The sequence below is a fragment of the Actinomadura meyerae genome (assembly GCF_900188445.1).
In the GTDB taxonomy this organism is placed as follows: domain Bacteria; phylum Actinomycetota; class Actinomycetes; order Streptosporangiales; family Streptosporangiaceae; genus Spirillospora; species Spirillospora meyerae.
Map to the genome: position 1 here is coordinate 141308 of NZ_FZOR01000017.1, position 13004 is coordinate 154311.

At 71.6% G+C, this 13004-nt stretch carries 9 protein-coding genes; 4 read left to right on the plus strand and 5 right to left on the minus strand.

Annotation, left to right across the window (positions count from 1 at the left end):
* On the plus strand, positions 1–3528 hold the full coding sequence (locus CHF16_RS19190) for a non-ribosomal peptide synthetase (protein WP_089327445.1): 3528 nt from the start codon (positions 1–3) through the stop codon (positions 3526–3528).
* A gap of 69 nt (positions 3529–3597) precedes the next feature.
* Here CHF16_RS19190 and entS read toward each other — a convergent pair whose 3' ends face one another.
* A complete protein-coding gene (gene entS, locus CHF16_RS19195) occupies positions 3598–4848 on the minus strand; it encodes an enterobactin transporter EntS (RefSeq protein ID WP_089327446.1) in 1251 nt (416 codons plus the stop codon).
* Positions 4849–4958: 110 nt separating this feature from the next.
* Between entS and panD the strand changes: the two genes are divergently transcribed.
* Positions 4959–5366 carry an aspartate 1-decarboxylase gene (gene panD, locus CHF16_RS19200; protein ID WP_089327447.1) on the plus strand — a complete coding sequence of 136 codons (408 nt, stop codon included), beginning with the start codon at positions 4959–4961 and terminating at the stop codon, positions 5364–5366.
* A 2-nt stretch (positions 5367–5368) separates the two neighbouring features.
* A complete protein-coding gene (locus tag CHF16_RS19205; protein ID WP_089327448.1) occupies positions 5369–6943 on the plus strand; it encodes a (2,3-dihydroxybenzoyl)adenylate synthase in 1575 nt (524 codons plus the stop codon).
* 79 nt (positions 6944–7022) lie between these two features.
* Here CHF16_RS19205 and CHF16_RS19210 read toward each other — a convergent pair whose 3' ends face one another.
* The 3 genes from CHF16_RS19210 to CHF16_RS19220 are packed head-to-tail and all read right to left on the minus strand — an operon-like array spanning position 7023 to position 9404.
* A complete protein-coding gene (locus tag CHF16_RS19210) occupies positions 7023–8306 on the minus strand; it encodes an RDD family protein (protein ID WP_089327449.1) in 1284 nt (427 codons plus the stop codon).
* Positions 8307–8340: 34 nt separating this feature from the next.
* The gene (locus CHF16_RS19215) at positions 8341–8529 is read right to left on the minus strand and encodes a DUF397 domain-containing protein (protein ID WP_089327450.1); all 189 of its coding nucleotides are present in this window, start codon (positions 8527–8529) and stop codon (positions 8341–8343) included.
* A gap of 11 nt (positions 8530–8540) precedes the next feature.
* On the minus strand, positions 8541–9404 hold the full coding sequence (locus CHF16_RS19220) for a helix-turn-helix domain-containing protein (RefSeq protein WP_089327451.1): 864 nt from the start codon (positions 9402–9404) through the stop codon (positions 8541–8543).
* A 560-nt stretch (positions 9405–9964) separates the two neighbouring features.
* Between CHF16_RS19220 and CHF16_RS19225 the strand changes: the two genes are divergently transcribed.
* Positions 9965–10888 (plus strand): aminoglycoside phosphotransferase family protein, encoded by a 924-nt coding sequence (locus CHF16_RS19225; RefSeq protein ID WP_089327452.1) that lies wholly within the window; start codon positions 9965–9967, stop codon positions 10886–10888.
* 808 nt (positions 10889–11696) lie between these two features.
* On the opposite strand, the gene CHF16_RS19230 is transcribed toward CHF16_RS19225, so the two are convergent.
* On the minus strand, positions 11697–12920 hold the full coding sequence (locus CHF16_RS19230) for an HNH endonuclease signature motif containing protein (RefSeq protein ID WP_179271593.1): 1224 nt from the start codon (positions 12918–12920) through the stop codon (positions 11697–11699).
* Positions 12921–13004 lie beyond the last annotated feature (84 nt).

The following is a 13004-nucleotide window of genomic DNA, read 5'->3' on the forward strand; positions in this document are numbered from 1 at the left end:
GTGCTGACCTGGGAAGAGCTGCGCACCGCGCTGACCGACGTGCTGGGCGAGGAAGCGGGAGCCGACGACAACCTCATCGAGCTCGGGATGGACTCGATCCGGCTGATGCGGCTGACCGGCCGGCTGCGCCGCGCCGGCATCGAGATCCGCTTCGCCGAGCTGGCCGAGCGCCCCACGCTCGCCGGATGGTGGGAGCTGCTCGCCGCCAAGGGCCAGGTGGAACCGGCCGCCGGGCCGCCCGCGAAGGGCGAGGCCGGTCGGTCGCGGGCGAACGTGTCGCGGGCGGACGTGTCGCGGGCGGATCTGTCGCGGGCGGAGATCGAGCCGGACGGGCCCTTCCCGCTGGCGCTGATGCAGCACGCGTACTGGATCGGCCGCGACTCCGGCCAGTCGCTCGGCTCCGTCGCCGCCCACCTGTACGTGGAGCTGGACGGCCGCGCCATCGACCCCGCCCGTTTCAAGGACGCCGTCCGCGCCCTGGCCGCGCGGCACCCGATGCTGCGCGTCGCCGTGTCCGACGACGGCACGCAGCGGATCCTGCCCGAGCGCCCCGGGCCCGCCGTGACCGTCCACGACCTGCGCCCGGCGGACGATCCGGACGCCGAGCTGGCGCGGATCCGGGCCGAGATGTCCGAGCAGCGCCTCCCGATCGGGGACGGCCGCGTCTTCGACGCCCGCCTCAGCCTCCTGCCCGGCGGCACCGCCCGCCTCCACCTGGACGTCGACATGGTCGCCGCGGACGCGATGAGCTACCGCGTCATGCTCGCCGACCTCGCCGCGCTGTACGAGGGCGAGGCGCTCGCGCCGATCCGCTACGGCTACGCGCGCTACCTCGCCGACGACCCGCGCGCCGCCGCGCGCGAAGAGGACCGGCGGTGGTGGGCCGAGCGCCTCGCCGACCTGCCCGGCCCGCCGGAGCTGCCCGTCGTCCCCGAGCCGGGGAACCGGGTCGAACGCAAGCACCACTGGCTGGCACCCGACGACAAGGCCCGGTTCATCGCACGCGCGCACGCCGAGGGCGTCACCCCGGCGATGGCGCTGGCGGCGGTGTTCGCCGAGGTCATCGGCACCTGGTCGGCGACGCCGCGCTTCCTGCTGAACCTGCCGCTGTTCCACCGCGAGCCCGTCCACCCCGACGTGGACGCGGTCGTCGGCGACTTCACCGGCTCCATCATGCTCGAAGCCGACCTCACCGAGAACCTCACGTTCATCGAGCGGGCGCGCGCGCTCCAGGCGAACCTGCACACCGCCGGCGCGCACAGCGACTACTCGGGCCTGGAAGTGCTGCGCGACCTGTCGCGGCAGCGCGGCGAGCAGGTCCTCGCCCCGGTCGTCTACACGAGCGCGCTGAACCTGGGCGAGCTGTTCGGCGAGCGCGTCCGCGAGCACTTCGGCGAACCGGAGTGGATCATCTCGCAGGGCCCGCAGGTGCTGCTGGACGCGCAGGTCACCGAGGTGTCCGGCGGCCTGCTGCTGAACTGGGACGTGCGCGTCCCGGCATTCCCGGACGGTGTCGCCGAGGCGATGTTCGCCGCCTACACCGACGCGATCACCCGCCTGGGCGCGGACGGCGCCGACTGGTCGGAGCCGCTCGGCGTCGCGGCGCCCGCGTCGCAGCTGCGCGTCCGGAACGAGCTGAACGCGACCCCCGCACCGCCGCCGCGGACGCTGACCGGCGGGTTCTTCGAGCACGCCCGCCTCCGCCCGGACGCCCCGGCCCTGCACTGGGGCGACGGCGGCACCCTCACCTACGGCGAGCTCGCCGACCGCGCCCTGCGGATCGCGTCCGCGCTCGTGGCGGGCGGCGTGCGTCCCGGCGACCGCGTCGCGATCGAGCTGCCGAAGAGCCCGGCGCAGGTGACCGCCGCGCTCGGCGTCCTCGCCGCCGGTGCCGCCTACGTCCCGATCGGCCCCGAGCAGCCGGACGCCCGCCGCGCCAAGATCCGCGCGAGCGCCGGGGTCGCCGCGTCCCTGGTCCCCGCCGGTGAGCTCGGCGTCAGCGTCGGCGTCGGCGTCGCGGGCGGCGGTTCGACGCCGGCGGCCGGGCCGGTCGGCGCTGAACCGCTGCCCGAACCGCTGCCCGAACCGGTGGCCGAGCCGGTGGCCGAAGCGGTGGCCGAGCCGCTGCCCGAGCCGGTGGCCGTCCGCCCCGACCAGGTCGCCTACGTGCTGTTCACGTCGGGGTCGACCGGGGAGCCGAAGGGCGTCGAGGTGCCGCACGGCGCGGCCATGAACACCATCGGCGACCTGGTCGAGCGGTTCGCGATCGGGGAGGACGACGTCACCTTCGCCATCTCGGCGCTCGACTTCGACCTGTCGGTGTTCGACCTGTTCGCGGCCTGGTCGGCGGGCGGCGCGGTCGTGCTGCCGGGCGAGGACGAGCGGCGCGACGCCGCACGCTGGGCCGAGCTGGTCGACCGGTGGTCGGTGACCGTCCTGAACTGCGTCCCGTCCGTGCTGGAGATGCTGCTGAACGCGGGCCGCCCGGAGAGCCTGCGGCTCGTCCTGCTGGGCGGCGACTGGGTCGGCACCCACCTGCCCGCGCTGCTGGCGGAGCGCGCGCCGGGCTGCCGGTTCGCGGCCCTCGGCGGGACGACGGAGACGGCGATCCACTCCACGGTGCAGGAGGTCGCGGGGGAGGTGCCGTCCGACTGGCATGCCGTCCCGTACGGGGTGCCGCTGCGCGGCGTCGCCTGCCGGGTCGTGGACGACCTCGGCCGCGACCGCCCCGACTGGGTCGCGGGCGAACTGTGGATCGGCGGCGCCGGGGTCGCGGACGGCTACGCCGGTGACCCGGAGCGCACCGCCGACCGGTTCGTCGTCCACGGCGGCGTCCGCTGGTACCGGACGGGCGACCTGGCCCGCTACCGCCCGGACGGCACCATCGAGTTCCTCGGCCGCCGCGACCACCAGGTCAAGGTGCGCGGCTTCCGCATCGAGCTCGGCGAGGTCGAGGCCGCGCTGCAGGACCACCCGGAGGTCGGCCGGGCCGTCGCGCTGCTGGCCGGCGGGCGCCTGGCCGCCGCCATCGTGGCGTCCGGCGGTATCGATGGGGTGCTGGAGCACGCCCGCGCCCTCCTCCCGCCGCACATGGTGCCGGAGCAGCTCATCCGGGTGGACGAGCTGCCGCTCACGCCGAACGGCAAGGTCGACCGCAAGGCCCTGACCGTGCTCGCCTCCGCCGAGAAGGGCGAGGCGCCCTACGCCGAGCCGGCGACGGCGCTGGAGAAGGTGCTGGCCCGGATCGCCGGCGAGGTCCTGGGGGAGGAGCGCGTCGGCGCGGACGCCGACTTCTTCGCGCTCGGCGGCGACTCGGTCCTCGCGACCACGGTGATCGCGCGGCTGCGGGAGGCGCTCGACACGACCGCGCTGCCGGTCCGGGTGCTGTTCGCCGAGCGGACCGTCGCGCGGGTCTGCCGCCGCTTCACCGAGCTGGAGGACGAGCCGGGGCGGCTGGAGGCCGTCGCCGCGATCTGGCTGGAGGTCGAGGCGATGACCGAGGAGGAGCTCGCCGCCCGCCTCGGATGATCGGCCCGCCTCGGATGATCGGCCCGCCACGGGTGATCGGCGCGCCTCGGCTGATCGGCTCGCCTCGGGTCAGCCGGCTTCGGGTTCGGGCTCCGGGCGCATCGTCGCCGTCCGGAGCCCGGTCAGGGTCAGTGCCAGTGCGAGCGCGAGGACGGCGCTGACCGTCCCGTACAGGACGATGGCGGCGCCCGGCGCGAGGTACCGGCCGAGGGCCCCGGCCCCCAGCGACCCGACCGCGCCGCCGCCCGTCTCCTGCGCCGCCCAGAGCGCGTTGACGCGTCCCAGGTGCGAGTCGGGCGTGTGGGACTGGATCAGCCCGTACCGCAGGATCTCCTCGATCGACTGGACGAACCCGTACGCGAACAGGATCGCGACCGCGAGCGCCGGATGGCGGGCGAGACCGAGGCACGCCAGCGCCGCGAACCCGGTCACGGACGCGACGAGCAGCGCCAGCCCCGGCGCCCTCGCCGACCCGGCCCATCCGCTCGTCACCGACGCGAGCACCGCCCCGCACGCGGGCGCGGCGAACAGCAGCCCGACGGTGGTGGCGCCGCCGTCCAGGCTCCGCTCCGCGAACGCGGGCATCAGCACGGGGATGCCGCCCGCGACCATGAACAGCAGGCCGAGGAGCATCAGCGACCCCACGACCCGGTGGGAGGCGACGAACCGGAACCCGTCCCCGATGGCCTTCAGCGGGTTGCCGGGCGCCTCCGCGGTCTCGGGCTTGAGCACCGGGAGGGTGGTGAGCAGCCCGATCGTGCCGAGGGTGCCGGCCGCGGCCGCCGCGTAGTTCCAGCCGACGCCGAAGGCCGACACGACGACGCCGCCGAGCGCGGGCGAGGCCATCGACCCGAGCCGGACGGTGAGGGCGTTCAGCGCCCCCGCCGCGACGAGCTTGTCCGCGGCCACCAGCGCGGGCGTGGCGGCGAGCAGCGCGGTGATGCTGACGCCGGTCATCAGGCCGTCCCACGCGGCCAGGACGTACAGGGCGGCGAGGGACGGAGACGGCAGGAACGCGTTCAGCGCCAGCAGTACGAAACCGATCCCGGCGGCCGTGCGGGCGCGCAGCATGAGGCGCCGCCGGTCGTCCTTGTCGGCGAGCACGCCGCCCCACAGGAACCCGGCGAGCAGCGCGAACCCCTCCGCCGCCGACACCCCGCCGACGTGCACGGTGGAGCCGGTCAGGTCGTACACCTGGACGGGCAGCGCGACGGCCAGCATGCCGATCCCGAAGACCGAGACGGTGCGGGCGATGAACACGTTGCGGAACGGCCTGCTGTCGCGCAGCGGACTGATGTCCATGGCCAGTCGCCGGAGCATCCTCGGGGTTCTCCTCTGCCGGGGGAGTAGCTAAGGTAAGCCTAGCCTTAGTTGATCGTGGAGAAATCGCGGAGAGATCGGGAAGAGATCGTGGAGAAGAGGACGAACCGGTGCAGCGGACGCTGATGAACGGAAAGATCCACCGCGCGACCGTCACCCAGGCGGATCTGCACTACGTGGGTTCCCTGACGATCGACGCGGACCTCATGGCCGCGGCCGACATCGTCGAAGGGGAGCAGGTCCACGTCGTGGACATCACCAACGGCTCCCGTCTCGTCACCTACGCCATCACTGGTGAGGCGGGCAGCGGCGTCATCGGGATCAACGGCGCCGCCGCACGGCGGGTCCAGCCCGGCGACATGGTCATCATCATCACGTACGCGTCCGTGGACGAGGTTGAGCGGGACCGGCACGAGCCCCGCGTCGTGCACGTCGACGCCGCCAACCGCATCGTCGCCCTCGGCTCCGACCCGGCCGAGCCGGTCCCCGGCGCCGCCGCGCAGATGGCCGGGCGGTGAGCATGGACGGCTTCACGCCCTGGCCCGCCGACCTCGAAGCCCGCTACAAGGCCGAGGGCTACTGGCAGGACCGCGTCCTCGGCGACGTGCTGCGCGGCGACCCGTCCGCCACGGCCCTCGTCGCGGGCGACGACCGCCTCAGCTACGCCGAACTCGACGCGCGCGCCGCCCGCGCCGCCGCCGGCTACCTCGCCCTCGGCATCGGCCGCGGCGACCGCGTCGTCGTCCAGTTGCCGAACACGACCTCCTTCGTCGTCACCTTCCTCGCCCTCGTCCGCATCGGCGCGGCGCCCGTCCTCGCCCTGCCCGCCCACCGCGAGAGCGAGATCCGGTACCTGTGCGAGCTGTCGGAGGCCAGCGCCTACATCTGCGCCGACCGCGACGGCGACTTCGACTACCGCGCCATGGCCCGCACCCTCCCCGTGGACCGCGTGATCGTGGACGGCGACGCGGAGGAGTTCACCCCGCTCGCCTCCGTCGACGCCGAGCCCGTCGAGTTCACGCCCCCGTCGCCGTCCGACATCGGCGTCTTCCTGCTCTCCGGCGGCACGACGGGCCTGCCGAAGCTGATCCCGCGGACGCACCGCGACTACGTCTACAACCTGGAGGCCAGCGCCGAGGTCTGCGGATTCACCCCTGCCACGGTCTACCTGGTCGTCCTGCCCGCCGCGCACAACTTCGCCCTGGCCTGCCCCGGCATCCTCGGCGTCTTCGCCACCGGCGGCACGGTCGTGCTGTCCCCGTCCGGCTCGCCCGACGAGGCGTTCCCCCTCATCGAACGCGAGCGGGCCACGGTCTGCGCGGTCGTCCCGCCGATCGCGCTGCTCTGGCTGGACGCGGTGTCCTGGCAGGAGGAGGACATCTCCTCCCTCGAACTCCTCCAGGTCGGCGGCGCGAAGTTCGCCGCCGAGCGCGCCGCCGAAGTCCCGGCCACCCTCGGCTGCCAGGTCCAGCAGGTCTTCGGCATGGCCGAGGGACTCCTCAACTACACCCGCCTGGACGACCCCGCCGACCTCATCGAGCAGACGCAGGGCCGCCCGCTGTCGCCCGCCGACGAGATCCGCATCGTCGACGAGGACGGCGAGCAGGTGGCGCCCGGCGAGGTCGGCGAACTCCTGACCCGGGGCCCGTACACCCTGCGCGGCTACTACCGCGCCCCCGAGCACAACGCCCGCTCCTTCACCCCGGACGGCTTCTACCGGACCGGCGACCTCGTGCGGCGGCTCCCGTCCGGCCACCTGATCGTCGAAGGCCGTGAGAAGGACCAGATCAACCGGGGAGGCGACAAGGTGTCCGCCGAGGAGCTGGAGAACCACCTGCTCGCCCACCCGGCCGTCCACGACGCCGCCGTGGTGGGGATCCCCGACCCGGTGATGGGTGAGCGGACCTGCGCCTTCCTCATCATCAGGGACGGCGGGAAGGCCCCCACCCTCCTGGAGGTCAAGGAGTTCCTCCGCACCCGCGGCCTGGCCGCCTACAAGTTCCCCGACCGCCTGGAGACCACCGACGCCTTCCCCCGCACCCCCGTAGGCAAGATCAGCAAGAAGACCCTGGCGGCCCGAGTGGCACCCGCCTGACCGTCCCCGTCCCCGTCACCCGCCGGCCGCCGGCGACAGGCGGTCGGCGGCGACAGGCGGCGACGGGCGGCCGGCGCCCTCACAGCCAGATGATGACGCTCAGGGTGGGGGCGTGGATGAACCGGAAGGCGCTCTTCGCCCTGGCCGCCGCGTCCGGCCGCGGCGGCGACACGGCGGTGGTCGCGACGACGTACCGGTCCTGGCTCCCCACCTGCCCGACCTGAGCGCCGCCCGGCGGTTCGGTGTCGCCACCCGGCACGAAGCGCAGATCGGTGTGCCGCAGTTGCCGCGCGGCCTCACGCGCCGCGGCCGCATCGCCGAACTTCAGGACGTGGCTGCTGACCAGCACCCCGTCCGGGGTCTTGAACGCGATCTCGATGCGCCCCTCGCACCCGAGCCGGCGCGTGACACCGCGCCCCTGCTCGGTGGTCGCACCGGCGCGGCAGCCGTTCTCGTCGTCGAAGACCTCGGCCGCCGTCCGCTCGTAGGTCTCGGACTGCCCGTTGTAGGCGTTGGTGAACCGGATGTCATCGTCGTAGAAGGTGTTCACCTCGAACGCCGGACCGCTGCCGGGCACCGAACCGGTGGCGATCAACGGAATGGCGACCGGCGCCGTCAGAATGGCCACCCCGAGAACGCCGGTGATGGAGCCGATCGCGATGCGCCACCGGCGCTCCCGCCTTTCCCAGCGCCGCACATGGTCGGTACTCGGTACGACCGGCACGGAAGAGCCGAGCGCCGCCAGCCCACCGGTCTCCTCCTCGGGTGCGGGCGGCGCCTCCGCCCGCACGACCACGGTCTTGGCGCGGCGGTCGTGCAGGCACTGCCCGAGGCGCTCGTCGCTCCGGTGCGCCCACGGATCGGTGAACAACGGAACGGACGACGTCGACCGAGAGACGCCGTACCGCTGGAAAGAGCGCCGCCACCCCGGCGCCCGCGTCCCGTCCTCCCGGCACACGACGCGGATCCCGGCGACCCGCTGCCCGAGCGTGCAACCCCACCGCGCGATCCCGCCGACCCGCAGCAGGGCCGGAGCGGCGATGGCGAGAAGCATCGCCGGAACGGCCACCCAGAGGAGCTGGGAAGAAGAGGCGTCCTCGGCCAGGAAGACGGACAGGTACATGGGCGACACGACCACCAGCAACACCACGGCGGCCACGACGAAGTCGACGACCCGGGCCGCGACACGCTGCCGCGTACTCGCCAGAACCCGAACGACCCGCCCGTCCTCGTCCTGTGCCTGCCGAGGCGGAGTCCCAGCCGGGAGATACACCGGAGAAGCCATGAGGCCATATGCAACCACAGCACCGCGCGCCCCAGAACTTTTTAGCACCGAATGCGCATCACCGTGGAAGGTGATCATCGCCGCTCAGAGCGGCTTGATGAGTAACGTTCGATCAGATGGATCGGACGGATTCGAGGAGACGAACCCACTCCTGGCGCGTCAGTTCCAGTATCGGCGCTGCTCCCTGCGCTTTGGAATCGCGGATGCCTACGGTGCCAGCGGGGCCGGCGGCCACTTCCACACAGGTGCCGTTGGGCTCGCTGTAACGAGACTTGCGCCAGTTGGTGAATCTGCTGGTCATGGAGTTCCTGTCTAGTCGTTCGGCTCTCGCGCCGCCTCGATCAGGAGCATCTTGCTGTCTTCAGGGGACAGAGTCGCCCGACGGAGATACTCATACCTGCGTGTATACCGTTCAACCTCTCGCGGCTCGGTGTAGACGAGGTCAGCCGTGATGGTATCCACCACGGCCATGGGCGGGTCGTCCTGATCGGGAAAGGTATAGAGGGTGAAGGTCGAGCGGGGAAGCAGCGTGCCGACCAGCCGCGCGTTGACCGGCAGGATCCGTAGGGTCAGCTGCGGCTCGGTTTCCAGCATCTTGATGACGTGGCAGAGCTGGGCTCTCATGATGTCGTCTGGGACGGTGAGCCTCCGTATGACTACCTCGTCCACGACCACTTCGTATACCGGGCCGTCGGGTCGGAAGATCGACCGAACACGCTGAAGCCGGGCGTCCGTCATCTTCTTGGGGCTGAAGTCGAGCGGACCTTCAGCTTTCGTCAGGCCGATCAAAGCTGCGATGAAGTCTGGGGTCTGGAGGACACCCGGCATGGCGCTTTGGTTGTACTCACGAATGGTGGCAGCGCCCGACTCGATGTCGGCGTAGAGCCGCTGACGCGCGCCCATGGCGTCGCCGTAGCGGTCCCACCAGCCCCTTTCGGAGGCGGCGGAGGCCAGGCGGATGATGGTCATGCTCTCGTCGTCCGAGATCTCGAGCGCATCCAAGATCTTGACGACGTCACCTACGTCGGGGCGGCCGTGGGCGTTCTCCAGGCGGCTGATCTTCATGCGCGAGTAGTGGATGCGCTTGGCGAGTTCCTCCGCCATCAAGCCGCGCTCCTCGCGGAGCTTGCGGAGTTCGGCCGCAAGGCGCTGGCGTCGTACGTACGGGCTGACCATGCTGACCCCCGGGGGAGCTGGATCGTGACCATGTCACTACCGTGTGTACACGACTTGTTCGGCGACCAGCGGATGAATGAACGGCTGGTCAGTGCGAACAGGGTGACAATCTGGTGTCGAACAAGTCCACGTGCTCTAGGAAGACGTTGAGTCTCACGTGGGCGGCATGGACTTTCGTCAGTCTCGACATCCAGTGCCCTACGCGGGCCCTGTTCCGCCTCTTACCGTGACACGTTGAGTTAGCCGTGTAGTACCACTGCGCGAAGGCCGAGCGTGCCTCTCGTGCACGCACGGGTTGTGAACGTGCGGGATGTGGGAGCCCGGCTGGGCGACGTGCAGGCCACACATGTGCCGGTGGGGCCGAATCGGGCAAACGCTCCTCACGGCGCGTCGGTCAGCGAGGCGCGACGTGGCGGCCGCCGGGCCGGAGTCCCGGGGCCGGTCATGATCGTTTACAGGTAGGCTTGGGGCATGCTTTGACGCCTGCCCGGCACTCGGGCGCCTCCGCGATCTCCTTCGTTCATCGCACCTGATTTCGAACTGACGAAGGAGACTCTTCCGTGACCAGGTCGATCCGTATCGACGTTCCGGATGTGTTCGCCGCGTCCTATGGCGCGCACGGCGCCGAGGCGCGGGCGTGGATCGCCGAGCTGCCCCGGCTGGGTGGTGAGTTCCTGGAACGCTGGGGGCTGCGGCCGGATGGTCCGCCCGCATATGGCATGGCGTCACTGGTCTTGCCCGTGCTTCGGTCCGACGGAACTCCCGCGGTCTTGAAGCTCCAGCAGCCGCGGGAGGAGACCGTCGGGACCGCCGCCGGCCTGCGGACGTGGAACGGCAACGGGATCGTGCGCCTGCTCGACCATGACGAGAACAGCGCCACGCAGTTGCTCGAGCGGCTGGATGCGGCCCGGCCCCTGTCCTCGATCGCCGACGACACCACGGCCCTGCGGGTCCTGGCCGATCTGATGGCACGGCTGACCTCGGTGCCTGCCCCGACAGGTCTGCGGCGGCTGTCCGACATCGCCGCCGCCATGCTCGACCAAGTCCCGCAGGCGGTGTCGGCATTGCGTGACCCTGCCGAACAGAGGCTGGTGCGCATCTGTGCGTCGGCCGTGACCGAGCTGATGGGTGAACCTGGCGACCGCCTGCTGCACTGGGATCTGCACTACGACAACGTTCTTGCCGGAGAACGGGAACCCTGGCTGGCGATCGATCCCGAACCGCTGGCCGGTGACCCGGGATTCGAGTTGCTGCCCGCGCTGGACAATCGGTGGGACGAGGTCGAGGCCACCGGTGATGTGACTCGCGCGGTGCTCCGGCGCTTCGACCTGCTGACCGAGGTCGTCGGCCTGGACCGGAACCGGGCGACCGGCTGGACTCTCGGCCGCGTGCTGCAGAACGCCCTATGGGAGGTCGAAGACGGAAAGGTGATGCTGGAACCCGTTCAGGTCGCCATCGCCACGGCCCTGCTGCGCCGGTGGTAGGAGCTCGGAGGTCGAGGGCGGGGTCGTCATGCCTGTCCTCGGCTACGGTGTCCGCAGGTCAGCCGATGGCTTGCTGTTGGCGCTTGGCGCGGGCCTGGGCCAGGCGCTAGGAGTCGGTGCCGGTTCCCTCATCGGCCATGGTCTGATCGCTGTTCGGTGTCGGATGTTCGGTGTTGGGGGAATCGTGGTGGGGGCGGCGCTGCGTACGGGGCCGCCCCTCCAAAGTCAAGGGCGCCTTCGGCGTCGCTTCGCGATGGGACTCCGTCCCACCCTTGACTTTGGAGCCTCTGCGGCCCCTGAGTGCAGCTTTCGTCGGGCAGGCTCCGCCTGCCCTCTGCCCGACGCGCCGCCCCCACCCCATACAGGAACCACATCCCCATCACTCGAACGTGCCGGCAAGCCCCGGCCCGCCCTTGCCGGGCCTTGGTCAGGAGGTGGGTCGCCTCAGCCCTGGCCGGAGGGTAGCGGCGGGAGGCGCGGAGGACGGGACGCGCTGCAGGCTGTGATTCACACGCTTTGGCGCGAGTCTGGCAGGTGACCGGGCCGGGGAGGGCTGCAAGCTGACGCCCGGGGTGGCCGAGGCCGGGGCAGTGGGCCTACTGGGGCCTACCGGGGGTGGGCGCTGCCGGGTTGAGGGGATGGCTGCCCGGCCGCGGTGGGTGGCACGGCCAGTTGGAGCTTGCCGATCAGGCGCCGTTAGCTTTATGGGGCAGCGCGGCAGGTGGGTGGGGGTGGGCAGGCGAGCCCAGCCCGTGCGAGCCCGGCCCGTGCCGCCGGGGGCGGCCGGGCTCGGGCACCGGTCTGTCGATCACGCGGCCTCGAACCATGCGGGTGGTGTGGGTGGTGGGCGTCCGGGTTCAGGATCGCCGTCGGGGCCGAGTGTTCGGATACCCGGTGGGTGGAGCCGGTAGGTGTAGCGGCCGTCGGGTGTTTTGGTGATGTGGAGGCGGTCGGGGTGGGTGTGTTTGTAGCGGTTGTGCCAGCCGCAGGTGAGGGTGAGTTTGTCGATGTCGGTGGGGCTGTTGCCGAGGGCCCAGCCGTGGACGTGGTCGACCTCGCACAACGTGCCCGGTACTTCACATCCCTGTACCGCGCAGGTGTCGTACAGCGCCTCCAGGACTTGGCGCTGCGGGGCGGTGGCGAACCTGACCCGGTGCCCCAGGTACAGCGGGGTGTTCCCCTGACCGAGCAGCAGCGGTGACACTCCGGCGCTCAGGGCGATGCGGCGGGCTTGGGCTGCGGGGATGGGGGTGCCGTCGGTGAGGCGGGCTGGGGTGGTTCCGCCGGTGAGGGTGTCCAGGTCGCAGATGACGGTGACCTTGGTGGCCGTGTGCCCACCCGACAGCACGCCGGTGAGCGCGGCCGCGGTGCGTTCGGACAGGTCGCGCCGGTCGTCGGTTCCGGCGGGCTTGGCCAGCGGTGCGAGGGTGCCGTCCCAGATCGCGGCGTCCTCGGCGTTCAACCAGCCCTTGATGTAGCGGCCACCGTCCAGGGACCGGGTGGAGTCGATCCAGGACCGCTCATATCCACGCCGCGCCTCCTCGGGCTCCTGCTCGCGTCCGTCGCGTTCGGCGATGACGTCGCGGATCCGCTTACCGAAGCTGGCGACCTTCCCCGCGGAGAAGCCCTGGTCGACCATGTCCAGCAGGATGTCCTCAGCGGCGCCGCAGTCGTCATCGTCCAGGCGGGCGGTGGCCTCGGCGATCGTCGCGGCGTACCCGGTTGACAGTTCGCCTGCGGTCCACCGCTCGGTGACCTCCGTCAGGCGGTGGCGCTGGCGGGCCAGGGTCAGCCGCTCTTTGGCGCGGGATTCTCGCATGCCCATGCGGGACCGCAGCCAGGAACGGGTGGAGGGGAAACCCCACCGCTGCACTTCCCGGGCGCTGTCCACGACGCCGACGAGCCCGGCTAGCGCGGCCTCTTGTAGATCGTTGGCGGAGGCGAGTTCTTCGGCCAGTTCCAGGCAGGCGGCTGGGGAGTCGGGGACGGTGCGGGAGGCGAGTGCGGCAGCGATCACTGATGCCGCGTTCACCAATTCCATGGTGCAATGCCGTTAAATTAAGCTGCTGGGCAGATCAATCGGATCGTGGCCGGCGAGTCGTGGGTGATGTTCTCG

Coding starts and splice junctions, on each gene's coding strand:
- entS (WP_089327446.1), bottom strand. CDS start 4,848: ATGCTCCGGCGACTGGCCATGGACATCAGTCCGCTGCGCGACAGCAGG.
- CHF16_RS19205 (WP_089327448.1), top strand. CDS start 5,369: ATGGACGGCTTCACGCCCTGGCCCGCCGACCTCGAAGCCCGCTACAAG.
- CHF16_RS19210 (WP_089327449.1), bottom strand. CDS start 8,306: ATGATCACCTTCCACGGTGATGCGCATTCGGTGCTAAAAAGTTCTGGG.
- CHF16_RS19215 (WP_089327450.1), bottom strand. CDS start 8,529: ATGACCAGCAGATTCACCAACTGGCGCAAGTCTCGTTACAGCGAGCCC.
- CHF16_RS19220 (WP_089327451.1), bottom strand. CDS start 9,404: ATGGTCAGCCCGTACGTACGACGCCAGCGCCTTGCGGCCGAACTCCGC.